Consider the following 26,925-nt stretch of genomic DNA (forward strand, 5'->3'; position numbering starts at 1 on the left):
AGACCACAAATGAAATCATTGATACGAGCAATATTTACATTTATGGTGCTGGCTTGTTTAACTAGCACCGCAAAAGCGAGCAATACTCAAGCACTGGGGGCTTACTCTCTAAAGTCTCCAGACGAGAAGTTAGCACTTAGTATTGAGCTAACCAAAAACCAACACTCGCAAACCCAAGTTTTATACTCCCTCTATATTGACGGCAAGCTCACGATTAGCCGTGCTCAGGCGGCCCTTAATACGCAGGAGTCTTTAAAGCTTTTTAACGATAGCAAACGTATTTCAACAACTTACCATGAGAAAAACAGCACCATTTTTCCAGCGGTAAAGCAAAAGTCTGAAAAGGTCATAGAGCATTACAATGAGCTGGTTTTAACTTATGGCGAGCACATTAGTATCGCTTTTAGAGCGTTCAACAACGGTGTTGCTTACCGTTTTATCACCTCAGGATTAGACGAATTACACGTTAATGACGAGCTAGTATCTCTAAATTTTGCCGGAAACTACCAAACCTTGTACCCGCAAGAAAAGGGCTTTATTTCTCACAATGAGCGCAGTTACTTGCCGTTAAATCTGCAAGATATAAACAAAGAACAATTGGCAAGCTTGCCTTTGCTTATCGATACAGGTAGCAAAAAACTGGTATTTACTGAAACAGATTTACAAAGCTACCCGGGGCTTTGGTTAACCGGCTCAAGCCAAAACACCTTACAAGGTACGCTGCCAAAGTTTGTGTTAAAAAGCCAACTTAAAGCAAAATCCGATCGCAACGAAATCATCGACCGTCGCGCACACTATTTAGCTCGCTACCAAGGCGACTCAGCAAACCGAACGTTTCCATGGCGAATTTTTGCAGTCAGTCGTCAAGATGCCGAATTACTAACTAATCAGCTAAGTTTTATTTTGGCTGAACCGGTAGCAATAGCTGATACCAGTTGGATAAAGCCCGGCAAAGTTGCTTGGGATTGGTGGAATGCTAACAACCTTTATGGTGTTGACTTCAAAGCAGGAATCAATACTGAAACTTACCTACATTACATTGATTTTGCAGCAGAAAATAACATTGAGTACGTTATTTTAGATGAAGGTTGGTACACCTTGGGTGACGTACTCGATATAGCTCCTGATATTGATGTCCGTAAGATAATCGATTACGGCAAGGAAAAAGGTGTCGGCGTTATTCTGTGGGTGATATGGGAAACCTTAGATCAGAAACTTGAACAAGCATTAGCGACCTATGCAAAGTGGGGTGCAGTAGGCATTAAAGTAGACTTTATGCAGCGCGACGATCAAACCATGGTCGACTACTACTGGCGTGTTGCTAAAGTTGCAGCGAAGCACAAGCTGCTGGTCAATTTCCATGGTTCATACAAACCAGCGGGGTTAAGACGCACTTATCCTAATGTTATTACCCGAGAAGGTGTACGAGGGTTAGAGCACAATAAATGGGCTGACTATATTACCAGTGAACATAACCTAACGATTCCATTTATTCGCATGTTGGCAGGTCCAATGGATTACACGCCGGGCGCTATCACCAACATGCAACCGAAGAACTTCCACATTTCTTTTGAGCGCCCAATGAGTCAAACCACCCGCGCTCATCAAGTGGCGATGTATGTCATCTATGAAAGTCCATTACAAATGCTCGCTGACAGTCCTTCACAGTATAGAAGCGCGCCACTGACAACAGAATTTATCAGTAAAATTCCAACGGTTTGGGACGAAACACAAGTGATATCAGCGCGTTTGGGCGAACATATTGTCATGGCAAGACGACTAGGTGAAACATGGTATATTGGTGCGATGAACAATGCCAACCAGCGCCAATTAACGATAGACCTGAGCTTCTTAAAGCAAAAGAAATATCAATTGAGTGTTTTAGCAGACGGTGTAAATGCCAACAACTTTGCAAGCGATACCACACATATGCTCAAGGCGATAAATAGCAAACAGCCATTAACTATTACCTTGGCTGAAAACGGTGGTTGGGTTGGCATTTTAACTCCAAATCCTAACCCCAAAAAATAACAACATGACAAACAACGCAGAAAACATGACACAACAACCTAGATTACCATTAAGTAAATGCTTGCTATGTATTAGCATCATTTTACTCATGGTTACCTATGGATTAATCGTGAGACCATTGGCTTTTTCACAAGAGGCCTGGTCGTTAGAAATTGTGTTTTTGTTTTCTGCGACATTGGCCATCAGTTATTTAGTTATTCAAGGCATAAGCTGGCAAAACATTGAACGAGCTATCATGTCGCGTATCAGCAAAGCCCTACCAACATTGTTTATTCTATTTGCCATCGGCTTGATCATCGCTAGTTGGATGATCAGCGGCACTATTCCCATGTTAGTTTATTACGGCTTGGCATGGTTATCGCCAGAGCACCTTTATATTTCAGCTTTTGTTGTGCCTATCTTTTTTTCTCTATGTACAGGTACTTCGTGGGGCTCAATTGCTACCGTCGGCTTAGTCCTATTTACTAGTGCGACCTTGATGGGCGCAGATCCAGCGATAACAGCAGGGGCTATTGTAGGTGGTGCGTATTTCGGTGATAAATTGTCACCGCTGTCTGATACAACAAATATTGCCGCTATCGCGGTTGATGTTCCTCTAAAAGATCATATTCACTCTTTATTAGTGACGACATTGCCAAGCGCCTTTTTAGCTGCTATCGGCTTTATTTTTCTCGATTTCTTTACCTTAAGCGCTTCAAATTTAAACCTACAAGAAGCCAATAACCTAGTTGAAACAAAGCACGCTCTAGCAGAACTTTTTAACTTTCACTGGCTGTTACTCCTCCCGCCTGTAGTCGTGCTAATTGGCGCATACAAAGGCATTGCAGCACTCCCTATGCTCATTGTTTCAACAACAACCGCGTGTTTGCTCGCTATAGCTTTTCAAGGCATTTCTTTTAATGACATAGTGACCACTCTTCATCATGGTTTTCATGTAGATTTACTCGGTGCTAGCCAAGCGCAGGTTTCTATCTCAGAAAGCGTCAGTAATTTGCTAAACCGAGGGGGTTTATATGCGCTTATTGGCCCAATAACCATTACGTTACTGGTGTTTGTTTACGTAGGTGCTCTAGATACAGTGAATGCGATTCCAACAGCTATAGAAAGCATATTGAAGCACGTCCACAGTAAATCGACTCTGGTTACTGCCACACTTTTTTCATCAGCTATAACCAATGCCTTAACGTCAAGTCAGTATGCCAATAGCTTTTTTACTGGCGAAGCTTTTTCAAGAAAATATGACGAACTAGGTTTACCGAGAAAAGTGCTTTCGCGCTCATTAGAAGATACCGGCACCATGATAGAAAGCTTAGTGCCATGGAGTACCACAGCAGTCTTCATTTACGCGACACTTGGCGTGTCGGTTTTCGACTACGGACCATGGCAACTGTTGTCCCTCATTAACATATTACTCGCACTGGTCTTTGCCCAATTAGGCATTGGTTGGTTCAACGAGAAAACACTTCATAGGAAATCAGCATTTAATGAGCAAGTTTAACCCGCAGCAGGATTTGCACCAAGACACACTCTTAATTCGAGAGCAGGAAGAAGGTAAAGACCCTTACAGCCCAGTTGTGCCCGCTATATATCAAAATTCATTATTTACTTTCGACTCTTGGCAAGATATAGAGAAAGCCTTTGATAATAAGATAGACAATGCCATCTATACTCGCGGGAAAAACCCTACAGTTGCGCTGGTCGAGCAAAAACTGGCGCAATTAGCAGGCGGAGAAAAAGCCAAACTGTTAGCGTCAGGCATGGCCGCTGTATCAGCTGCTATGCTTCACTTTTTAAAGGCTGGCGACCATATTATTACCTTAAAAAATGCCTATGGACCTGCAATTAGCTTTATCAATGACTTTTTGATCCCCAAAATGAACATCGAAGTTAGCTATGTGTCAGGGACCTGTCTGGAAGAAATTAGACAAGCGACTAAAGAAAATACTCAACTTATTTACTTAGAAAGTCCGACTTCTGTGGTATTTACCCTACAAGATATCGCAGCAATTGCTGATTTTGCTAAATCAAAAAACATCGCCACAGCACTCGATAATACTTGGGCAACGCCTGTTTTCCAAAAGCCGCTAACCATGGGCATAGATCTGGAGATTCATTCTTGTTCAAAGTATTTAGGTGGTCATAGCGATATTGTCGCAGGGCTGCTCATTGGTAACGAAGCAGTGATTAATGCGATTCACAGTAAAGAATATGAGTTAATTGGCGCCAAAATGGCGCCCATCGAAGCTTGGTTGCTACTGAGGTCGCTGCGAACACTGCACTTGCGCATGGCAAGACACCAAGAGAGTGCAATGCAGATTGCAAGCTTTTTAGAACAACACCCTAAAGTGCAACACGTCTATTATCCGGGGCTGACCTCTAACCCTCAGCACCAACTCGCTCAGAAGCAACTCTCAGGTTGTTCCGGCTTATTAAGCTTTCAACTGGTCACGCAAGATATAGAGCAAATAAAAGCGTTTTTTAACCGATTAAATCTGTTTCAGATTGGCGTGAGCTGGGGCGGTCATGAAAGTTTGGTTTATGCGCCTGCGATAAGTGGTTTAAAAGAGCAAAGTCCTGAACAATTTGAAAAGATGGGGATTTCGTTAGGAAACATTCGAATTTCCATCGGATTGGAAGATGCTGATGATTTACAGCGCGATCTCGACAATTCACTTTCACTTATTGCCTAAAAATGGGCGTCATCCATTTTTTCTACATTTGACGGCAATTTTCCTAACGTTGCCGTCAATATCAAAGATTTTTACTGAACTTCTATTTTCATTTTTTCATAAAATTTTCAATTGGCTCTCAGGCCAGAGTATATCTTAATTCGCCTCGTTTTCTTTCCAGCTGGTTAACACCAGTTTAAAATTTGTGACATATTTGTGTCATAAAGCCTGCCTAGAATACTCCTCAATCAATCTGGTCTAGACCAGAAAACAATAACATTTAGCTTGAGGATAATATGAATAAACTCACTCCTATCGCTGCTGGTATTCTTGCAATGACAAGTTTTTATACCATGGCTGATGGCTCAGTAACAGGTGTAGTATCAGACGCGTCTGGTGTGTTATCTGGTGCCAAAGTTTCAGTCATTGGTACAAAAGCACAAACATCGTCAGATTATCAAGGTCAATTCAACTTAGCTCGTCTACCTGCTGGCAAGCACACGATTAAAGTAGAATACGTTGGCTACCCAAGTAAAGAATTTGACATAAACGTTGTCGACAACCAAGTGGTAAATCTTGGTACGTTTACTTTAAATACTAACCAAGCCATGGAAGAAGTCGTTGCTGTTGGTTACATGCGTCGCGGTGCCATGATGGCAAGCAACATGCAAAAAGAATCAGACAACATCAAAAACGTTCTTTCTGCCGATGGTATTGGTAAATTACCTGACCGTAACGCAGCGGAAGCTGTACAACGTATGCCAGGTGTTTCTATTGAACGTGACCAAGGTGAAGGGCGTTTTGTTGCTGTTCGTGGTTTACCGTCACAATGGAATTCAACATCGATGAACGGCGATCGTCTACCAACAGCTGAAGAAGAAACTACCAGCCGTGCCGTTGCTTTCGATTTCTTTCCAACAGACATGATCGAGCTAGTAGAAGTATCGAAAGCTATTACCCCTGACATGGAAGGCGATGCAATCGGTGGTAACATTAACTTTATCACGCGCAGAGCACCAGATGAGCGTGTTTTTTCAGTAAATGTTGGCGTAGGTGACTCTGAGCTTGCCGAAGATGGTAGCTATTCATTCAATGTGCTTTATGGTGATCGTTCAGCAGATAATAAGTTTGGCTTTTTAATTAACGCATCAGCGTGGGAACGCGGTTGGGCCACCGATAACTACGAGCCACGCCGTGCTATAGATGACGAAGGTTACGCTGGTGTTCATCGTTTAGAACTTCGCGATTACACAGGAACGCGCACAACTTACGGCTTAAACCTAGCAGGGGAGTATTTACTTGATCACGGTTTAGTTTACGCAAAAGCCATGTACGGTACTTTGTCTGATGAAGAAACTCATTACAAACACCGTGTACGTTACAACAAAGGCCGTGTTGAACTGCAGCACATTTACGATGAACTGATCACCGAAATGAAAGGCTTTGAGTTTGGCGGTGAGTATGACTTTAACTTCAATACAAGAATGGAATGGAAAGTAAGTACTTACGTCAACCAATTCGAATATGGTGATATTCCTAACGGTGAAGATAATGCTTACTACGTCGTTAAGTTTAAGCAAAGCGTTGATTTTGATGAGCAAGTGGGCGATCGAGATGGCGAAGATCAAGGCACTAAGCTCGTTTACAACACAGTCGATGGCGGTACCGATCCGGCACGTGAAATTGGTATGCATCTACCAAATGATTGGGTAATGGATCCAAACCAAGCCGTTTTAGCAGATGTTGAGTTATACGGCATCGATATTAAAGAACGCGACAAGATCGTTGCACAGTTTGACGTAACTCACGCATATTCAGAACAGTTAGAATTAAAAGCAGGCTTTAAATACCGCGACAAAGAGCGTAATGCTAGCTTCTACGACAAGTTCTATGGTTGGAATGAAGAAGAATACGGTCCAACACCTACGTTGGCACAAGTAGCACAAGATCTTGGCGTTAGCTTAGTAGACCAGCCAGGTCGCAACGATTACTTAAATAATTTTGCCATTGATTACAGCCAGCATTTTAGCCAAGTGATCCCGGTTAACGATTTAAAACGTTGGTGGGACACTAACAAACACAAGCTAGAGTTTTTACCTGACGATTCAGAGTATGTCGGCAATGGCGGTGGTTTGAGCCGTAACTTCGACTTAGAAGAAAAGCACACCTCTTTCTACGGTATGGCAACTTACCAGCCGTCAAACAAATGGACGGTACTTGGTGGTGTTCGTGCAACCCAAACCAAAACGGATGTCTATGGTTACGTTGCTGTTGAAAACGACGAAGGCACCAGCGTTGAGCCTGCAAATGGCGGTAAAGACTATTGGTCAGTATTACCGTCTCTACACGTTACTTATCATCAAGATGACATGACCAATGTACGCTTAGCCTTAACGCGCACATTTGCTCGCCCAGACTTTGGCCAACTATCGCCAGGTGCTACTTACTTGGAAATGGAGAACCAACTAAGATCAGGAAACCCAGAACTAGATCCTACGTATAGCAATAACTTCGATTTAATGTACGAGCACTTCTTTGATGACGCAGGCATTATCTCGGTTGGTTACTTCTATAAGCAAATAATCGATCCTGTATTTTCACAAACTTATCAAGGCACTTACCGAGACCAATCAGTTACGGTGAAAAGCCCATTAAATGGTGATGATGCTTGGTTGCATGGCGTGGAGTTTACCGCTAACTCAAGTTTAGGCTTTATCGCCCCATCATTAGATAACTTTGGCGCAAGCTTTAACTTAACGCTGATGGATTCAGAAATGGATATCCCTGGTCGTGAAGACAAGGTGAACATTTCTCGCCAAGCAGATGAGCTTTACAACTTCGCTCTTTACTACGATGACGGTAACTTTGCTGCTCGAATCGCAGTAAACCATAAAGGCGATTACATCGAAGATCATCACGGCACTAGCGCAATGTTAGACACCTACTACGGCGACTACACCAGTGTCGATATGACAGCGTCATACTACATTAACGACAACGCCATGATCTACTTAGAGCTAAACAACTTAACTGACGAACCACTACAGTATTACACCGGCTCAGAAGATCGCCCTAATCAAATCGAATACTACGGTATTCGCGGGCAAATCGGCTTTAAGTACGACTTCTTTTAATTAAAGCGTCAAGTGGGAAGGCTATCCTTCCCACTTTATTTTCTAAGTTCGATCTAGTTACTAACACTAGATAAAAATGTAGTTTTTAGGTAGGTGATAAATGTCGGCGATTCAGCAATACCTTAACCGTTGCCATTCCGTTTTGTTTGTTGTTTATGCTTCTTCGGCGGCATTTATGACCTACTTCTGTATGTATGCTTTTCGCAAACCTTTCTCAGTTGGAAAATTCGAACAAATCGATAGTTTTCTTGATTTCCTCGACTTTAAAGTAGCCTTGGTGCTGGCTCAGGTCATTGGCTATCTACTGTCTAAATTTATTGGCATCAAAGTAGTTTCAGAGCTCACCGCAAATAGACGCGCATTAGTGCTTCTATCACTAGTGATGGCAGCTCAAGTAGCTTTGGTTTTATTCGCTCTCGTGCCCGAGCAATATAAACCTTTAATGATGCTGTTAAATGGCCTACCACTGGGCATGATTTGGGGCATAGTATTTAGCTTTCTTGAGGGTCGAAAAACCTCCGAAATATTAGGCGCGTTCTTGAGCGTTACCTTTATCGTTGCTTCTGGTTTAGTAAGAACAGTAGGGCAGTGGTTACTATTAGATTGGCAAATATCGGAATTTTGGATGCCAGCGGCCACCGGCGCAATTTTTACCATTCCACTGTTTTTATCGGTTTATTTTTTAGCGCAAACACCACCACCTAAACCGAGTGACAAACTAGCTCGCCAGCCTAGAGCCCCTATGAATGCTAAACAACGCATGGCTTTTTTTATGCGCTTTGCACCGGGTATTTTACTGTTAATTACGAGCTTTTTGTTATTCACTGGATTAAGGGACTTTAGAGACAACTTCTCCGCAGAAATCTGGCAAGCCCTTGGTCATGGTGAAGAGCCAGCAATTTTTGCCTACGCCGGAATTCGCATCGCAGCGCTTGTTTTAGTGGTGCTTGCAGCCATGGTGATGATAAAAAACAACACCGCTGCTTTTCTCGCCAATCATGGCTTTATTTTACTCGGTTGTGCGCTGATGGCTGTTGCTACCTATGGCTTTGAACAAGCTTGGTGGGGTGGTAAAGCATGGATGGTTTGGCTAGGTGCCGGCCTTTACATTGCCTATATCCCTTATAACTGTTTTTTATTTGATCGCATGATCTCCGCTGTTGGCTCTACTGCCAACGCCGGCTTCCTAATCTATTTAGCAGACTCCGCTGGCTACCTAGGTAGCGTTAGCATGCTGCTATATCGCACTTTCGCATCACCAGACATCAGTTGGCTCACCTTTTTTATTCAGCTTTGTTACCTGGTGGCTTTTTTAGGGGGTGCTTTGGTTATTGCCTCTATGGCTTATTTTACTGTGCGTTTAGTACTTGGTCGGCACGCATCTCCCGAACCGAGCAATGTCGCAAAAACAGATACGCTATCGTGGCAACAAGCCAAAACCCCCTAGCTTTTTCAACGAGGACATTATGAATAAAATTGAAGCAGTAGTATTAGATTGGGCTGGCACAGTCGTCGACTTTGGCTCAGTCGCGCCTACCACCATTTTTGTTGAAGCATTTAAACAGGCTTACGATTTCGACATTAGCCTAGCCGAGGCACGTATTCCAATGGGTATGGGTAAATGGGATCACATCAAAACCTTAGGGCAACTACCCCAAATCAATGAGCGCTGGACAGCGAAGTTTGGCGCGCCGATGACAGACGAAACGGTAGATGAAATCTATCGTACCTTCATGCCACTGCAGATAGCCAAAGTAGAAGCCCACGCTACGCCAATCAAAGGTGCGTTATCTTGTATTAGTTGGTTACGCGACCAACACATTAAAGTCGGCTCTTGCTCGGGTTACCCTCGAGAAGTGATGGAAAAACTAGTACCTGCAGCGGAAGCACAAGGCTATTCGCCTGACTGTTGGGTCGCGAGTGACGATCTTAGCGCAGGTTCAAGACCGGGCCCTTGGATGGCACTAGAAAATGTACAAAAGCTTGCCGTTAAGGATGTTGCTAACTGCATTAAGTTAGATGATTCAGCGCCAGGTATCACTGAAGGACTGACAGCAGGCATGTGGACTATTGGCTTAGCGGTAACTGGAAACGCTATCGGCTTAACCGAGCCAGAATGGCTTGCATTAACACCAGAACAACAGTCTCAGCTAAAACAACAAGCGTACTCAGAGCTATATCAAGCGGGTGCCCATTATGTTGTTGACTCACTCGAACAAGCGATACCTGTGATCCAAGAAATAATGGCGAATCGTGCCCGAGGTTTAAGGCCTTAGATTAAGTCCTTTAACTTAGGATCTAAGGTTAAAAAACATATATAAACGCAAAGCAAAAGTATAGATATGACGACGGAACACCATCAGCCTTTTTGGTTTCGCGACGCAATAGCGTCCACCCAAGACACATTATGCGCTCCCCTTATAGGGCAACAAAAAGCCGATATTTGTATCGTAGGTGGCGGATACACCGGTTTGTGGACAGCAATAAAGATCAAACAAAAACAGCCTGATTGTCAGGTGGTTATTTTAGAAAAAGGTCGATGTGGTCAAGGCGCTTCAGGCAGAAATGGTGGCTGCATGTTAACCTTCGCCACCAAGTTTTCAACCCTGTTGCGCTTATTCGGTGAAGATGAAGCGATTCGATTAGTGAAAGCGTCAGAGCAGGCTGTTTTCGATATCGATGCCTTTTGCCGCAAACACAGTATTGACGCAGAAGTTCGTACTGATGGTGCTATCTATTCAGCCACGAATGAAGCACAAAAACAGCAGTTATCACAGCCACTCGATTTGCTCAACTCGCACGATATCAACCGCTGGCAATCTATGTCGAAAACTGATGGGGTCACATTATCTGGCACTGAAAAAACACTTGCCGCCATTACAACCGACGCAGCGGGTAGCTTGCACCCAGGAAAGTTAGTGCTTGGCTTAAAGCAAGTCGCGTTATCACTCGGGGTAAAAATCTTTGAAAATACTGCATTGCTCGACTACAAATCGGGTCAGCAGTGCTCAATCAACACAGCTACTGGCGCTATTACCGCAAAGAAGCTGGTCTTTGCTATTAATGCATGGACAGGAAAGCATTTACCTTGGTTTAATCGACATTATGTGCTGGTATCGTCAGATATGTTGATCACTAAGCCCATGCCTGAGCAACTTAAAAACATAGGCTTAGCACACGGCAAAGCTATTGCAGATTCGAGAATTTTTGTTCATTACTATCGCACAACCAAAGATGGCCGATTAATGTTAGGCAAGGGCGGCAATTTGTTTGCTTTCGCTAACAAGGTGTTACCTGCGTTTAATCAGCCGAGTAGTGTCGAGCAGAAACTCAAAGCAAGCTTCAGCGACTTTTTCCCTTCGTTACCGAATGATGATAGCGCTTTCGAACCTAGCTGGACTGGAGCCTCTGATCGTTCAGTAACAGGATTACCGTTTTTTGGCACTTTAGCAAACCAAGAAAATGTTAGTTACGGCTTAGGCTACTCCGGCAATGGCGTTGTTCAAAGCTTCTTAGGCGGCGAGATCCTCGCCAGCCTTGCCCTAAACATCGACAACGCATGGACGCGTTCCCCATTAGCAAAAGGGCCATTAGGTAGGTTTCCACCTGAGCCTATTCGCTACATAGGTGCTAATATCGTCAAGCACGCGGTAAATCGCAAGGAAAATGCGGAAGATGGTAACAAGTCGCCCAATTGGCTCGACATTCAATTGGCTAAATTCGCCGCTGCCGCAGGAAAATCAGATAAATGACCCACGTAAGTATTCAGGCCATACAGCAGCTTTTCGCCCAATATGGCCATAAACACTATCAAGAAGAGTGTAACCAAACCATTCACGCAATCAGTTGTGCCTGGCATGCTAAACAACAACAGGCGAGCTCAGCACTCATTGTTGCAGCTTTACTTCACGATATTGGCCACTTTATCGCCGATCGGGATGATACTCCGGGGTTTGATGAATTTGGTCATTTCGAGCACGCTGAAATTGGTGCTAACTGGCTCGAGCAACAAGGTTTTCCTGCTAGCGTTTATTTACCAATTCGCTATCATGTTCAGGCGAAAAGATACTTGGCCAGCCAGAGACAATTGAGTAAGGCACTTTCAAGTGCAAGCGCTAATACACTCGCGCAACAAGGTGGCGTAATGACAAAGCGTGAACAAGCAAACTTTGAGTCACAGCCTTACTTTAAAGACGCTGTAGCATTGAGACAGTTTGACGATCTAGGCAAACCAACAGAAAAAGTTAGCGGTTCTATTAGCTATTGGCTACCTTATGTAGAATCTGTTCTTGGAGAACAACAAAACTAATGATGCTTTATCAAGAAATTAGACAGTATTTATTTGCGCTGATTGATCAGCAACCTGCTCTAAAAAAACTACCTTCGGAACGAGAGCTACAAGACAAATTTCAATCGACCCGTATTACCGTGCGCGAGGCCTTGGTGCGCTTAGAAGCAGAAGGCATTATTTATCGTCAAAAACGCAAAGGCTGGTTCATCTGTCCACCACGTTTACGTTGGGATCCGGTAAAAAAAGTCAATTTTTATCAATTAGCGCAAGAGCAAAATTTCTCGGCACTTACTCAGTTGATTTCCTTCGAGACAATAGCTGAGGGCAAGGTAAACAAAGAAATAAACTTGGCCTTTAACGCACAAGATACTCAAAACTACCACAGCATTAAGCGTGTTCGTTCTCTTGATGAACGGCCAGTCATGGTAGAGGAGATTTATTGTCGTGCAGAACAATTCTCAGGGCTAGTTGAAAAGCCTTTAGAAGGCTCGATAACCACAATTTTTCAGCAAGATTACGGTGTAGACGTAACCCATGAACGTAGCCAAATATACGTAACAGCCGTACCAGAAAATATTGCTGACACCCTACATTTAAACAGCGGCGCTTCATGCCTAAAGATTGTTAGACTACGTTTCAATACCAACCAACAACTTGTTGATTACAACCTAGAGTATTGGGTACATGGCGCCATCGAAATACATGTTGAAAGTAGTTAATTAGCTACTTTCAACACTTTTACTTAACCCCTACTGCTCCCAATATTTCGCACTAGCAATAGCCGACAGTAATCTATCGATATCTTCTGGGTAAATCTCACCGATATTGCCAATTCTGAAACAATCTGCGGTAGAGACTTTACCAGGATATATAACAAACCCTTGTTCCTTTAACCGTTGATAAAACTCAACAAATTGATAGTCGCGTGCATCTGGCGAATAGAAAGAAGTAATAATTGGTGAGTGCAAATGTGCATCTAACAAAGGTTTAAACCCTAACTCTCGCATTCCTATGGTGAGCATTAATTGATTTTGCTGGTAACGTGCAGCTCTCGCACTTATGCCGCCTTCATGTTCAAGCTCTTGTAACGCTTGATCAAACGCTCTCACCACATGAGTTGGTGAGGTAAATCGCCATTTTCCTTGGTTTGCTTCCATCACTTGCCATTGATCATGTAAATCTAAGCTCAAAGATTTCGCTTGTCCTGCACAGGCTTGGATCGATTCAACTTTACCAATTATAAAACCAAAACCGGGAACACCTTGAATACACTTATTAGCAGAGCTGATCATAAAATCGATATCAAGCTCACCAATATCAAATTCAATACCCCCAAAGCTAGACATGGCATCTAGAATGAATTTAGTCGAGGTTTGTTGGCAGATTTGTGCAACATCAGCAATAGGATTTAACATACCTGTGGTGGTTTCACAGTGAACCATGGCCAAGTGTGTAATCGATTGATCTGCTGTAAGTGTTGCTAAGATCTCTTCTTTGTTCGGTAATTGCGTTTCCGCATAATTTAACACCTGATGATTTAGCGATAATACCTGACAGATCTCCGCCATGCGTTTGCCATATGCACCATTATTAATCACCAAAATTTTGTGTTGATCGCCAATAGCGCTGCCAAGAACAGATTCAACACTGGCTGTGCCACTTCCTTGCATTAAAACGCTACTGTAACCTTCACGCTCAGTCGCTAAAGCCACTAAACGTTGGCGAATACTTTGCACCACGTGGAGGTTGTAGTCGTCATCCCATGTACACCAATCTTTTAACATGGCTTCTTTCACTGTCGCGGAAGTGGTTAGTGGTCCTGGGGTTAATAACTTATAGTGTTCCATGAATTTTACTTCTCCAAGAATTACTCTTTAAACTGGTCTAGACCAGATTGTATGAATTAACCATGTGTGAAACAAGGCGAAGCGTTAATCTTCATAAAACTGTCAAAATTATCGTTATTAAAGGCTTATTAACGTTAATTTTTTGCACTTTACTTGTCAGCTTCTAGACTCAAAGCAAACACAGATACTTTTCGGATAAACGAGTCATTCAATGAGTAAAACTATTTTGCTTACCGGCGCGACAGATGGAATAGGGTTAGAAACGGCAAAAATTCTGTCTACAAAAGGACATCTACTCTTACTGCATGGAAGAAATCCTCAGAAATTAACTGAGCTAAAAAACCAATTAATCAATAGCAAAAACCGAGAGTTAATTCATACCTATCAAGCTGATTTATCAAATTTGTCAGACGTGAAAGGCATGGCTGAAGCCATAAAATCGAACCACGATAATCTCGATGTGGTTATTAACAATGCTGGTGTTTTTAAAACACCGAATACACAAACAGAAACTGGATTAGATATTCGTTTTGTTGTTAACACCTTTGCGCCGTATTTGCTCACTCAATCTTTATCAGCACTATTTAACAACAACACCCGTGTTGTAAACCTGTCATCAGCTGCACAAGCGCCCGTTAATCTATATGCCATGGCTGGCAATAGCCGTCTATCGGATGGAGAAGCGTACGCGCAAAGCAAGTTGGCGATTACGATGTGGACCAATCATTTAGCGCTTCTTCACGCTGACACGAAGCAAGTCTATGTTGCAGTTAATCCGGGTTCTTTGCTAGGAAGTAAAATGGTAAAAGAAGCCTATGGTATAGCTGGCGGAGATATAGCAATAGGCGCAGATATTTTATATAGAGCAGCCCTTAGCGAGCAATTTTCCGAAGCTTCTGGCAAGTATTTTGATAATGACTCTGGAAAATTTGCCAATCCTCATGCTGACGCTTTAGATAAAGATAAGTGCCGAGAATTAGTTGACGCCATTAAAGAGTTAATCAAGTAAGCTTTTTCTTCCAACGACTAACAAAGGGCCTAATTGGCCTTTTTTTGGTTTTATATTCTGCCTATATCGACAAGAAAACATTTTATCGCTAAGCCCAATATTTTCACAATAAAAATACAACAAAAAGAAAAACAACTTACTTTCATATAGTTACGTTGATTGTCCCCTTCAGTCGAATTCCGCTTACTTTAGAATCCAGCCGCACTTGTTAGAGTTAATATACTCAGCGTCAGTTGCGCTAGCGCTAAAGTCATGATCCACGGAAAGGAGTTCGTTAAATGACTCAATTATTTAGAAAACAAGCTCTCGAAGCTCAATCACAACGATTAACCGGCACCATATCATTGGCGCAACCGTTATCATTAAAAGTTGTTACGGCAACGCTAGTGATTATTGTGCTGCTCGTATTAACCTACCTGTTTCAAGCGCAGTACGTTAGAAAAGAAACCGTGCAGGGCTTTTTGCGCCCCGACAAAGGTGTCATTAAAGCTTACTCAAATCGCTCTGGCACCGTTAAAAAGTTATTCGTAGAAAATGGTCAATACGTTAGAAAGGGTGCGCCTTTAGTGAGTATTATCAGCCAACAGTTAACAGAAAACGGGCAAGTTTTTAGCCAAGAACTTCTTAAAACAGTGCAACAAAAGCAACAACTGCTCAAAGAAGAGCTTGAACAACTTTCTTTGCTAGAGGAAGCAGAACTTAAACAGCTTCGCCAGCAGGAAGAGGTTATCTACAACGCTATCGAACTATCCAAAGCTCAGCAGTATCTTGCTCAACAGAAAGTTAATCTTATCAAGGAACAACAAGCTCAATACGACAAGCTACTGCAAAAAAAGCACCTTTCTGTGCTCGAATATCAGCAGCAACAAGAGCGCCATATCAACGCAAAACAAGAAGTTCAAATCCTTGCCAAAGCGGTTAATACTCAACACGATGAGCTCTTAAGGTTACGTTTTAAATACGCTCACTTACCACAACAATACAAAAGCCAGAAAAGAGAACTACAACAGCAGCTAACAGACCTAGCACGCCAAAAAACAGAATTGATGAACAACTTTAGTACCACGGTTGTAGCTGCGCATTCAGGCACGATTACCGATATTCAAGTGGTTGAAGGAGAAACACTGAATAACGTGCGCCCGCTGTTAACAATAATCCCAAAAGAATCGATTTTAGTTGCTGAATTACTACTACCTACCAGATCTGCAGGCTTTGTTGAACAAGGTGATATAGCCAAGCTGCGTTTTGATGCGTTTCCACATCAACGTTTTGGCTTTGTTAATAGTAAGGTAAATCGCATAGATAAAACGCTGATCAATCAAGGTGACGTCAACTTTCCTATTGCCTTTCATGAGCCAGTTTATCGAATTCAGGCCAAACTCGATCAACAAGCCATTAAAGGGTATGGGCGAGAATTCAATTTAAAAAGCGGCATGCTTTTTACCGCAGATATTATGCTGGAGCAGCGCTCTTTAATCGACTGGATGTTCGATCCGATTTTAAGTTTACAAGGTCGTCTAAATTAGCACCTTACTGCTTTGCTAATAATAGCTTTCAAGGAAAAATATTATGAACCTTATCGAAAACTCCACCCAGCTTTTAGAATTTTCAGGCAGTCGTCGCGTTCCTCTAATTCTGCAAGCAGAAGTTGCAGAGTGCGGTTTAGCATCAATGGCGATGATCGCATCTTTTTTTGGACATCAGCTGGATATGCCAGCAATGCGAAAACGCTTTTCAGCCAATTTAAAAGGCATGAATTTACAACACCTTATCGAACTAGGCGATAGCTTAGGTTTGTCGAGTCGACCGCTAAAGTGTCCTCTGGACGAAGTCACCAAGCTAGCTACGCCATGCATTCTTCATTGGGACATGAACCATTTCGTTGTCCTAACCAAAGCCACTAAAAACAAAATACATATCAATGACCCGGCTTTTGGAAAAAAGGTGTTATCGCTAGAAGAATTTAGTCAGCACTTTACCGGTATTGCCCTTGAGCTTTCTCCTACCAAGCGCTTTGAAAAGAAAGTCGAAAAACAGAGCATGAAGCTATCGCAGCTTTGGACCAAAATAGTGGGCTTAAAATCGGCACTTTTGAAACTACTTCTGCTCACCATAACTTTACAAGTATTCGCGTTAGCCAGCCCATATTATATGCAATGGATAGTCGATGAAGTATTAGTAAGCCATGATCAAGCACTTCTCACGGTTCTCGCATTAGGCTTCGCGCTACTTACCATAATCTCCATGATAACCACCGTCGCTCGTAGCTGGTTAGTTCTGCGATTATCGAGTGTCATGAGTATGCAGATGGGCGGTAACTTGTTGTGGCATTTACTGCGCTTACCGATGAGCTATTTTGAAACTCGACACGTTGGCGACATTGTTTCCCGCTTTGGTTCTTTATCAGATATACGAGAGCGATTAACAACGGGATTAGTAGAATCAATTGTTGATGGCTTAATGTCTATTGCCATATTAGCCATGATGCTAATGTACAGTGTTAAGCTTACTTTCTGCGTGCTAGCAGCAATATCGCTATACGCCATTGTTCGCTTCGTCATGTACACACCATTGCACCAAGCCACTGAAGAAGTGATTCAAAACTCGGCAAAAGAAGAAAGTAACTTTCTCGAAAACATTAGGGGCATTCAAACCATTAAATTGTTTGGTCACGAACCTCAGCGGCAAAGTATTTGGCAAAATCGTTATGCCGAAGTCATTAATGCCGAAATTCGCATCGGCAAGCTAAATATTGGCTTCTCCAGCTTCAATAAAGTGGTGTTTGGTTTAGAAAACGTAATTGTGATCTACCTAGCTGCTATGTTAGTGCTAGAAAATAGCTTGTCTATCGGCATGGTCTTGGCTTTCGTTGCCTACAAAAATCAATTTACCCAGAGTATTGCGAGTTTTATTGAGCAAATGATCCAGTTTAAAATGATGCGCCTACATTTAGACCGCATTGCAGATATTGCTCTTACCCCACAAGAGCAGCACCGAGAAGGCTCTTTACCTACGGCGTGCTCTAGCGACTCAATAGTAAACGCCGAAATTCGCTTAAAAAACGTTTGCTTTCGTTACAGTGAAGAACAGCCTCTAATTATCGACAACGCCAATTATACTTTTCATTCTGGCGATAACATTGCCATTACGGGAAGCTCTGGCTGCGGTAAAACAACCTTGGCAAAACTACTACTCGGCCTTATTCAGCCTACTAGTGGCAGAATTCTATTTAACGGCAAAGATATTCACCAGCTGGGGTTGAAAAACTATCGCCAGCTTATCGCCGCTGTTATGCAAGACGATGTGCTGTTTGCGGGATCTATTGCCGATAACATTAGTTTTTTCACACCAGAGCCTAATTTTTTAAAAATTGAAAAGTGCGCGCAACTGGCTGCTATTCACCATGATATATGTCATATGACCATGGGCTACAACGCCTTGGTTGGCGATATGGGCTCTTCACTTTCTGGTGGGCAAAAACAACGTTTATTGCTCGCTAGAGCTTTATATACAGACCCGAAGATACTGGTGTTAGATGAGGCTACTAGTCATTTAGATGAAGCAAACGAGCAAAAAATTAGCAACCAAGTAAAAGCACTGAATATGACCAGAATTGTCATCGCACACCGACCAGAAACCATTGAAAAGTCTGATAAAGTTATCGCATTAAATGATGGTAAGCTAGTCGATGTTTCTCAATACAATCAAGCAACAGGCATGAACCAATGAGAAACAACATATTGTTCCTTCAAACTATTCAGCAACTTATTAAATAGTTAAAAAATTTCGCTACCGTAGACATGCTCTACTTTGGCAATTCGCACTGTGTACGATTGATACCATTGCGCTTTACCTTGTTGCTGCGCAAGTTGGTGTTCACTATTTCTCTTCCATTGTTTTATCGAATCGATATCGCGCCAATAAGAAACAGTAATGCCAACATCCTCTCTTGCTGATTCAACACCAAGAAAGCCCGGCTGTTTTTCAGCAAGGTGTAACATATGCTCCGCTGTTTCACCGTAGCCAGCATCAATATCCGTTCTAACAGAGGTAAAGATCACCGCATAATATGGGGGTTTTGGGGTTGCGTCAGCCATAAATACCTCATCACTATGTTTTTACTTATTCGTGTTCTCGCTAATTCATTTTAATAACAACTGGTTGATCGCCATTAAACTAAAGACGAATGAACATTTTGTCTTCAATTAGTGACATGATAATAATATGCTACTAACAATTAGCCAGTTTTATTCTTATTATCAAGATGCTCAACGACACTATTTGTTGAGTTAAATGCCTGATTTAAGACAATGTGTTAACTCATAGATATAAGACAAAGAACTAACTCAGTAATTTTAGACTAAGAACCGTGCCCATATCTTTTTCTTTCTTCGACATATTACTCATTATTGGTATTAGCCAAGGGCTAGTCACCAGTTGCTTATTGCTAGTGAACAAGGAAAAAGAATCAAGCGACAGCACCAGTAAGCAATTTCTCGGGTTAACCGTTTTAGTGTTTTGTATTGTGAATGGCAAAGTCCTGCTACATAGCACAGGTCTATGGAATGTACCTGAGTTTCGTTATTTTCCTGTCGGCATGGAATTACTGCTTCCACCGTTAGTGTATCTGTATATTCTCTCGCTAACAGAGACGCAATTTACCTTTCAGAAAAAGCACCTAGCGCATTTAGCACCGGGCATTGTTTATGCGCTCTACGACACAACAGTATATTTAGCAACGGTTGGTGAGCCTGATTTTCAAGCAAAACTAACCATCTCCAGTGCCTTGTATTTCGATCTATCGAATATCATCGAAGACTACCTCATCGTGATCTTGTCATTAGTTTATGTGAGTCTCGGTTTTGTTCGAATCAAACACTATGTGAATTGGTTAAAGCAATTTAAAGATTATCGCTCATTAGCCATTTATAAGTGGCTTAGAAGTTTAGTGCTATGGAGCCTGCTACTTGGCGTTGTTCTTACCATCAACCAAATACTAACGTCGTTATCACTGGCGATGGAAGAGCCTATGTATCGGTGGCGATTTTTTAATTTACTGATCGCTTTTGCTACATACTACATTGGCTTTATGGGTTATAAGAACGACAGCTTGAAAATTCACACATCAAAGAAAAGCCTAAATTCTCTTTCCAACAAATTAAATGCCGAAGAAACCCACGCGCTTGAGGCACAATTATTAACCAAGTTTGAACAAGACAACATATACTTAGATGGCGAACTTACCCAGAAGCAACTCGCCGAGCAACTCGGTGTAAGCTCTGAAAGTATCTCGATGATCGTCAATCAAAAATTTGGTATCAACTTTCGCGATCTCCTTAACCGTTATCGTATCAATCACGTCAAACAGCTATTCAGCGATCAGCACCATAACAACAGCTCGATTTTAGATATCGCACTAGCGGCAGGCTTTAATTCACAAGCAAGTTTTTATCGCGTATTTAAAAAAGCTGAAGGTATGTCTCCTAAAGAATATCTTGCGACTTTAGAAAGCGATCGCCGCTAATTTTTCACCTACCTGAAAACTATTCAAACAACGTTTTTTATAAAAAATAACTAAAAATCGGCTTTTTTTACTCTCAAATCATCATTTGAGAGGCTAATTTATCGCAAAACCATAGCATTCGCTTAACTTTTACCAACAACTTGGAACTGATTAACAATGCTATTCATTAAAAAGTTAGCCTTAGTAATTTCTCTCACCTTAGCCACAATCTTTTTTATCGTGTACTTATATTTTCAATGGCAGATAGACCAGATGCTAGGCGGTAATACCGATAAAGTTGATCGGTCACAATTTCACATTAACGCAAAGTACATAGCCTTCACAAATGTTAATGTTTTATCGCCTGACGCAACGGAAATGATAAAAAACCAAACGGTTTTAATAAGCGGAAATAAAATTGAAGCAATAGGCACTGAGCTTGAAGTACCAGAACACTTTCTTGTTATTGATGGCAATGGACAATACCTTATTCCAGGCTTAATTGACTCCCATGTGCACATCAAGAAAAGTGACAATGATCTACTACTTTACCTTGCCAACGGTGTAACTCAAGTAGGTGAAATGACCGGCATGAAACACCACTTTGCCTTAGCGAAAAAGATACAAAATGGTGCTTTAGGCCCTAACATTTACATCGCCTCACCTAAAGTAACTAGTCAAAAAAGCTTTAATGCTAAGTTAAGAAGCAGCTTTGAAAAACGACACCAAAGCTTTTTAACGCCAGAAGCTGGGCGGCAAGCCGTTAGAGACTTTCAACAAATGGGCTACCAAGCAATTAAGCTAAGCTCTGATCTTGCTGCCGACATTTATTTCGCCATCAACGATGAAGCAAAACAATTAGGTATTAAGGTGATCGGGCATCTTCCTGTGGGCTTAACTTTAGATGACTTATACCAATCTGGCCAATCTCAACTCGCTCACATCGACTCGATTACTCATAACTTAATGAATTACTTTGGCGGGCTTACAGGAGAAAACAGCCAAGCATTTGTCGATCATATTAATCAACAAGCGACAGATATCGCCAAAAAGTTCAAACAACACAACATAGCGCTCGCTTCTACTATTTGGTTGCATCAAACCAGACCTAAACAAGATTTTGACTTAACAGGCTTTTTCCAGTCGATTGATATTGAATATCAAAACCCTGGCTGGTTAGAAGGCTCAACAGTATCTAAAGGCTGTCTTCCTGGTGGAAATTCGTATGAAAACCCAAACAACACAGCACCAGAACATATTGAATCGTGGCGCAAATACTACTGGGCATATAACGAAGCAAACAAAATAATCACCAATGCGCTGATCGAACAAGGCGTTACCATCATGGCTGGCACAGACGCATTAGGTGCCTGCGGCATGATCCCCGGTTTTTCTCTGCACAGTGAGCTCGAAGCGCTAAACAGAGTAGGGCTGACCAATGCCCAAGTGTTGCAGTCAGCGACGCGAGTGCCCGCACAGTGGATGGAAATAAAAACGGGAGTTATTGCCAAAGGCTATCGCGCGGACTTAGTTTTACTCAATAAAAACCCGCTAGAAGATATTCGCCACACTACAACCATTGACGCTGTTATCGCCAACGGTAACTATCTTCCCCGAGAATCTTTAGACTTGATGTTAGAACAGGTTAAACAAGCCAACGCCAGCAGCAGAAATAAAGATATTACGCCGTATTTATCTAAATTGGATAATGCGCTTGTTGATCAGTAATTGCTGAAGCAGCGATGACATGGGCTGTCAGATTCGGATTTAATAATAACGCTGAATCTGACAGTCATAGCAAGCGCCATCGGGGCAACAAAAATGACAAACGTTTTTACAACTGTAATCTTTTCTTAATGTGATGGTGTAAGAGACTGTTTTTCTTTGAAGTACAAATAAAGGGGCAGCCCAAACGAAACGCCAGCAGCTAAGGTTCCAAACACAGCAAAGTATCGATAATTCACTTTATGCTTTTGCCCGTCGACAAGAATAAAGCCAATTAACGCAACACCAGCAACCACAACATCGAGCCAGGCCATTGTGCTTATAGGGTTTACAATCGCTTCGCTGAACAACAAACCTATATCTAAGCCATTGCTAACGAGCCAAGGAATAAATGCGCCGTACGGTAGCAATATCCCTAACACAGTGAGAACTAAATAAAACTTTACCATTTTGTCTTCCTTGCCAACTTTTTTGTAGCCCGTGTAATACGCCTGCTATAAGCCACCTATAAGTTACTTTGAACCATTTCTTTTATTTTATGAGCCTTAACAAAGTGATCTAATTTATGCGTTTGAATCCACCAAGTTGCAGCTTCCATTAACAGTTCAGGATCGTCATTTTTATTTTTAAAAAATGCATAGAAAGACAAGCCAACGTCATCTCCCTTTTTTGCTATCTTTTGATCACAAACCTCGATGATTTTTGATCTTAATTCTCTTCTCATAATTTAAAACTTCTCGAAATATGAAAGACTTATAACGCTCGCCGAATAAGCTAGGCACTAGCAGTTCCATTTTATCTACTCGTTAGAAGTAAACGTCCCTGGAAAAAAAGCATTCACTACAGACTTGAATAACAACACCCATATAAACACTAAGAAAAACCAATAAAAACCAGTATTTTCAGTTCTAAATTCGCGCACTCTAGGTTCCATATAAATGTATGGAAGTAATATGTTTTCTTGTGACTTCAATTGATGGATCAACCCAGCTTCATGCCAAATGGACACATTTGTTCCAACCTTTAAACTATTCGCTAATTTCTCACATATTCTTTCGCCAATACCAACAGCTGAGAAAGTATCTTGAAATGCGCCAATATTGAGATCAAAGTAGGTATAAACCTTATCTGTTTCATCATCAATGACGACTTCTTTATAGCATTCGATGAAGTCAATTTCTGTTGAATATTCGTGTATGTTAGCTAGATCAGAAACAATATATTTTGGTAAGACTAAGGCCAGAACAATAACATTTATCAAGAAAAAGGCGACAATAAAGAGCTTACGATTTGTTCCCTTTCCTTCAGCAGAGAACTCTATGATAAATTCACTTTCATCATCGTCATCTTCCGCTTCTTCGATTTCTTGCATTTTTTGTTCAAATTCACCCGTATCTTTTCTACGTTGAATTTCTTCACACAATTGCTTATATCTTTCAGGATAATTATCCCTGTCTATATTTTCATGAACATCAAGTAATTCATCCAAAGAATAATTTGAATAATCAATTGGCACGATACTTCCTTTTACCCCTAATCCCCGCATAATGGGCTGATAAATGCTTGGCTAAAATTGTGAACGAAGTGAAACTGAGCCAAGCGTTAGCAGTCCCGCGCTTAATTGGCTTGCTATATTTATTGCACGAACTCAGTAATAGATACATTTGAGCCTTCGATATTTATACGAATCTCTGTTTCAGGAAAAAGCCAAATGACGGAAGAGTTTCCTTGGGCATTTAACTCAAATTCACCATACATTGCGGTACTTTTTTGTTCATCTGAGTATATTTGACCTTTTACAACGATGTCGGATTTACATACCCTAGGGCATTGTTGCTGAGACCATTCAACTTTCCAAAAACGCTCAGACGGTACGACGTATATTTCTTCTCTATCTTTTTTGAGAACGACAGCTCCAAGGTTGGTTCCTGATTCATAATATTCATTAAATTTTTTGTCGTAACCTAATTTAGTTAAAGTGATACACTGATCCTTCCAAGAATTACCAAGCCTGTTCTCAAGATTAATTTTTGCCTCTTCGCTATTGTTTTTAGCTGCTAAACAGTACCAAAAATTTGCCTTGTCGCTGTTATATCTATGACTAGAGTAATGCCCATAACTGAAAGCCAACTCACTTTGAGCTGAAGAATCCCCAGCATTGGCCCTATGGAATAACTCAGCTCTATCGCTTTGTGCAAAGCACATTGACGAGACTATTAGAAAAATGAGTAGAGTAAGGCGCATGATCTCCCTTTAAACATAACGCCCGCATAATGGGCGAATAATGCTTGGCTAAAATTTAGTGAGGAACGAACGTCAGCCAAGCTTTAGGCGTCCATTCCATTAATGCGTTTGTTATGTGTTTTCACACCTACCATGACTTTTTTGCTTTAGCTTGACGCAACGCCTTGCGTTCTTGTTTATTTGGAATATTCTCGCGAGTTGATAGGACAGCTTTGATATCTTGATATGCTTGCTTCCATTGCGGAGTATTTTTAAACTCAATTCCATCATTATTAGCCGCTTGATATTGATCTGACAACTCAAATGACTCTTCGCATTTTAATAATGCATTTCTTCGACTCATCAAAGTGCCTGTGTGCATCTTTTCCAAGTCAGATTTTGATACTACTTCTAACCTCTTCGACACTCAATACCTCAGAAACACATAACAATTTAATAGTGCGCAAATTGCGCATATTTCTACCGCAGCCTTGCTCACTTTCATCTTATCTGTATTTGTATCAAATTACATAACCATATGCCAGCTAAGCAATTTATCTTGCGGAGTAAAAATGCTTAGAGGATAAAAATGCGCAATTTGCTCATTTTCCTGAATATAGGGGAAAGTTGGTATTTCAGAAGCTAAGAAGTAAGAATGTTGATAACTTGCACTGTGTTGTTTACTTCGCTTTAAAACAAAAAAAGCAACGTGTTAGCGTTGCTTTTTCTTATCAGGAACACCGCTATTTTACTGCGACTGTACCAGCACCTGGCCTTCGAGGATCAGACGAGCCATGAAATAAGCCGTCTTTGAACATAATAGACTGAACGCTGCCCATAGATTTTGAGTCCTGTACATTCTGACCTTTGGCTTTTAGTAATGCTCTAGTGTCTGGGCTAAAGCCTGGCTCTAACTGCAATTGATCAGGTAACCATTGGTGATGAATACGCGGGGCGTTAACAGCTTCCGCCATGTTCATGTTGTGATCCATCACATTGACCAACACTTGAAGTACAGTGGTAATAATGCGGCTTCCGCCAGGGCTGCCAGTAACAACAAATGGGCGACCGTCTTTAAAAATCATGGTTGGTGTCATAGAGCTTAACGGTCGCTTGGTCGGTGCTATCGCATTGGCTTCACCACCAATTAAACCAAAACCATTTGGTGCACCAGGCTTAGAAGAAAAATCATCCATTTCATTGTTCATCAACATGCCTGTACCAGGAATAACGATTCCGGAGCCATATGAAAAGTTTAGTGTATAGGTATTAGAAACCGCGTTGCCTTTAGCGTCCATTACCGAGAAGTGGGTTGTATCAGGGCTCTCATAAGGAGCAGGATTTCCCGGCTTTATTTGTGCCGATGGCGTTGCCTTTTCCATTGATATCTTTTTAGCCAATTTCGCGGCATATTCTTTACTTGTTAACCCTTTAATTGGAACATCGAAATGATCAGGATCACCCAAAAACTCGCTGCGATCGGCATAAGCAAGTTTCATCACTTCAGAAAGTAAGTGAATATTATCGGCACTACCAAAGCCCATTTGTTCAATAGGGAAGTGCTCTAATATATTAAGCATTTGCGCAATATGAACACCGCCAGAACTGCTTGGCGGCATAGAAACCACGTCATAGCCTCGATAAGTCGTTTTTACTACTTCACGTTCTGCTACTTTGTAGTTAGCTAAATCTTCCATGGTGATCAAGCCGCTGTTCGCTTTCATTTCCGCGACTATTTTCTTTGCAATTGATCCTTGATAAAAAGCACTAGGACCTTTTTCAGCCAGCTGCTTAAGTGACCAAGCTAAATCTGATTGCACAAGGAGTTCGCCAGCTTCAAAAGGGATACCTTGATCTTTATAAAAGACTTCAGCTGTGGCTTTATTCGACGTTAGCCACTCTTGACGGCTTTTCAAATTAGCCGACAAATCATAAGACACTAAAATACCTTTTTCTGCTAACGCTATTGAAGGCTCAACCACTTGCTTCCAACTCATGGTGCCGTATTTTTCTAAAGCATGGGCTAAACCAGCAACGGTGCCAGGAACACCGGATGATAAATGGCTAAAGCGCGCCTTTTTTTCATCAACATTGCCATTTTCATCAAGAAACATGTCGCGATGTGCCAAGGCTGGCGCCATTTCTCTATAGTCGATAGCAATCGTTTTATCTTGTTCAGCTAAGTAAACAATCATAAAACCACCACCGCCTAAGTTACCAGCACGAGGCAAAGTCACCGCTAACGAAATCGCTGTTGCTACTGCGGCATCGATAGCATTTCCGCCTTTTCGCAGGATTTCAGCACCGATTTGACTAGACAACTCACGTTGACTCGACACCATACCGCCTGTGCCTAACACAGGGTGATGTATCGCGTCATAACGAATAACAGCATTAGTATCTTTAACATGACTTGCCGCCGAGGATACTGCAGACGAAGAGGCCGTTACAGACATTAAACAAGCAAATAGTGCTGATGTGGTAAATAAGCCT

At 41.8% G+C, this 26,925-nt stretch carries 22 protein-coding genes; 14 read left to right on the forward strand and 8 right to left on the reverse strand.

The features are described from left to right. The first annotated feature begins 9 nt into the window (after positions 1–9). The 9 genes from ACOB80_RS10540 to ACOB80_RS10580 all read left to right on the forward strand — a co-directional run bounded on the left by ACOB80_RS10540 (position 10) and on the right by ACOB80_RS10580 (position 12,844). The gene (locus tag ACOB80_RS10540) at positions 10–2,031 is read left to right on the forward strand and encodes a glycoside hydrolase family 97 protein (RefSeq protein WP_473165780.1); all 2,022 of its coding nucleotides are present in this window, start codon (positions 10–12) and stop codon (positions 2,029–2,031) included. 4 nt (positions 2,032–2,035) lie between these two features. Beyond that, positions 2,036–3,529, forward strand: coding sequence for a Na+/H+ antiporter NhaC family protein (locus ACOB80_RS10545; protein ID WP_473165781.1), 1,494 nt, complete (start codon positions 2,036–2,038; stop codon positions 3,527–3,529). After that, a complete protein-coding gene (locus tag ACOB80_RS10550; RefSeq protein ID WP_473165782.1) occupies positions 3,516–4,721 on the forward strand; it encodes a trans-sulfuration enzyme family protein in 1,206 nt (401 codons plus the stop codon). Before ACOB80_RS10545 ends, ACOB80_RS10550 begins: the two co-directional genes overlap by 14 nt. A gap of 275 nt (positions 4,722–4,996) precedes the next feature. After that, positions 4,997–7,834 (forward strand): TonB-dependent receptor, encoded by a 2,838-nt coding sequence (locus tag ACOB80_RS10555; RefSeq protein WP_473165783.1) that lies wholly within the window; start codon positions 4,997–4,999, stop codon positions 7,832–7,834. Between the two features lie 100 nt (positions 7,835–7,934). Continuing rightward, positions 7,935–9,281 (forward strand): DUF5690 family protein, encoded by a 1,347-nt coding sequence (locus ACOB80_RS10560; RefSeq protein WP_473165784.1) that lies wholly within the window; start codon positions 7,935–7,937, stop codon positions 9,279–9,281. A 19-nt stretch (positions 9,282–9,300) separates the two neighbouring features. Beyond that, positions 9,301–10,110 (forward strand): phosphonoacetaldehyde hydrolase, encoded by an 810-nt coding sequence (gene phnX, locus ACOB80_RS10565; protein ID WP_473165785.1) that lies wholly within the window; start codon positions 9,301–9,303, stop codon positions 10,108–10,110. 66 nt (positions 10,111–10,176) lie between these two features. Then, positions 10,177–11,586 (forward strand): FAD-dependent oxidoreductase, encoded by a 1,410-nt coding sequence (locus ACOB80_RS10570; protein ID WP_473165786.1) that lies wholly within the window; start codon positions 10,177–10,179, stop codon positions 11,584–11,586. Next, on the forward strand, positions 11,583–12,143 hold the full coding sequence (locus tag ACOB80_RS10575) for an HDIG domain-containing metalloprotein (protein WP_473165787.1): 561 nt from the start codon (positions 11,583–11,585) through the stop codon (positions 12,141–12,143). The genes ACOB80_RS10570 and ACOB80_RS10575 overlap by 4 nt, the downstream gene beginning before the upstream one ends. Next, a complete protein-coding gene (locus ACOB80_RS10580; RefSeq protein ID WP_473165788.1) occupies positions 12,143–12,844 on the forward strand; it encodes a UTRA domain-containing protein in 702 nt (233 codons plus the stop codon). The genes ACOB80_RS10575 and ACOB80_RS10580 overlap by 1 nt, the downstream gene beginning before the upstream one ends. A 30-nt stretch (positions 12,845–12,874) precedes the next feature. On the opposite strand, the gene phnW is transcribed toward ACOB80_RS10580, so the two are convergent. After that, positions 12,875–13,972, reverse strand: coding sequence for a 2-aminoethylphosphonate--pyruvate transaminase (gene phnW, locus ACOB80_RS10585; RefSeq protein WP_473165789.1), 1,098 nt, complete (start codon positions 13,970–13,972; stop codon positions 12,875–12,877). A gap of 211 nt (positions 13,973–14,183) precedes the next feature. Here phnW and ACOB80_RS10590 point away from each other — a divergent pair, with 211 nt between their 5' ends. The 3 genes from ACOB80_RS10590 (at position 14,184) to ACOB80_RS10600 (ending at position 18,710) form a co-directional block, all read left to right on the forward strand. Further along, positions 14,184–14,981 carry an SDR family NAD(P)-dependent oxidoreductase gene (locus ACOB80_RS10590; RefSeq protein ID WP_473165790.1) on the forward strand — a complete coding sequence of 266 codons (798 nt, stop codon included), beginning with the start codon at positions 14,184–14,186 and terminating at the stop codon, positions 14,979–14,981. Positions 14,982–15,259: 278 nt separating this feature from the next. Further along, the gene (locus ACOB80_RS10595; protein WP_473165791.1) at positions 15,260–16,507 is read left to right on the forward strand and encodes an HlyD family secretion protein; all 1,248 of its coding nucleotides are present in this window, start codon (positions 15,260–15,262) and stop codon (positions 16,505–16,507) included. A gap of 43 nt (positions 16,508–16,550) precedes the next feature. Further along, complete coding sequence (locus tag ACOB80_RS10600; RefSeq protein WP_473165792.1) at positions 16,551–18,710, forward strand: peptidase domain-containing ABC transporter; 2,160 nt, start codon at positions 16,551–16,553, stop codon at positions 18,708–18,710. A gap of 47 nt (positions 18,711–18,757) precedes the next feature. Here ACOB80_RS10600 and ACOB80_RS10605 read toward each other — a convergent pair whose 3' ends face one another. After that, positions 18,758–19,078 carry an antibiotic biosynthesis monooxygenase family protein gene (locus ACOB80_RS10605; protein ID WP_473165793.1) on the reverse strand — a complete coding sequence of 107 codons (321 nt, stop codon included), beginning with the start codon at positions 19,076–19,078 and terminating at the stop codon, positions 18,758–18,760. Between the two features lie 272 nt (positions 19,079–19,350). Here ACOB80_RS10605 and ACOB80_RS10610 point away from each other — a divergent pair, with 272 nt between their 5' ends. After that, on the forward strand, positions 19,351–20,505 hold the full coding sequence (locus ACOB80_RS10610) for a helix-turn-helix domain-containing protein (RefSeq protein WP_473165794.1): 1,155 nt from the start codon (positions 19,351–19,353) through the stop codon (positions 20,503–20,505). A 156-nt stretch (positions 20,506–20,661) separates the two neighbouring features. Next, a complete protein-coding gene (locus tag ACOB80_RS10615; protein ID WP_473165795.1) occupies positions 20,662–22,212 on the forward strand; it encodes an amidohydrolase family protein in 1,551 nt (516 codons plus the stop codon). A gap of 125 nt (positions 22,213–22,337) precedes the next feature. On the opposite strand, the gene ACOB80_RS10620 is transcribed toward ACOB80_RS10615, so the two are convergent. From ACOB80_RS10620 to ggt, 6 genes are all read right to left on the reverse strand, one after another. Beyond that, the gene (locus ACOB80_RS10620; RefSeq protein ID WP_473165796.1) at positions 22,338–22,658 is read right to left on the reverse strand and encodes a DUF2834 domain-containing protein; all 321 of its coding nucleotides are present in this window, start codon (positions 22,656–22,658) and stop codon (positions 22,338–22,340) included. Positions 22,659–22,714: 56 nt separating this feature from the next. Continuing rightward, entirely contained in the window at positions 22,715–22,933 is a 219-nt protein-coding gene (locus ACOB80_RS10625) for a DUF6500 family protein (RefSeq protein ID WP_473165797.1), read from the reverse strand. 75 nt (positions 22,934–23,008) lie between these two features. Continuing rightward, complete coding sequence (locus ACOB80_RS10630) at positions 23,009–23,725, reverse strand: hypothetical protein (protein ID WP_473165798.1); 717 nt, start codon at positions 23,723–23,725, stop codon at positions 23,009–23,011. Positions 23,726–23,844: 119 nt separating this feature from the next. Beyond that, positions 23,845–24,453, reverse strand: a complete 609-nt coding sequence (locus ACOB80_RS10635; RefSeq protein WP_473165799.1) for an SEL1-like repeat protein — start codon at positions 24,451–24,453, stop codon at positions 23,845–23,847. Between the two features lie 127 nt (positions 24,454–24,580). Then, complete coding sequence (locus ACOB80_RS10640; protein WP_473165800.1) at positions 24,581–24,859, reverse strand: hypothetical protein; 279 nt, start codon at positions 24,857–24,859, stop codon at positions 24,581–24,583. A gap of 316 nt (positions 24,860–25,175) precedes the next feature. Continuing rightward, on the reverse strand, positions 25,176–26,888 hold the full coding sequence (gene ggt, locus ACOB80_RS10645) for a gamma-glutamyltransferase (protein ID WP_473165881.1): 1,713 nt from the start codon (positions 26,886–26,888) through the stop codon (positions 25,176–25,178). Positions 26,889–26,925: the final 37 nt, after the last annotated feature.

The organism is Thalassotalea coralli, from assembly GCF_055786205.1.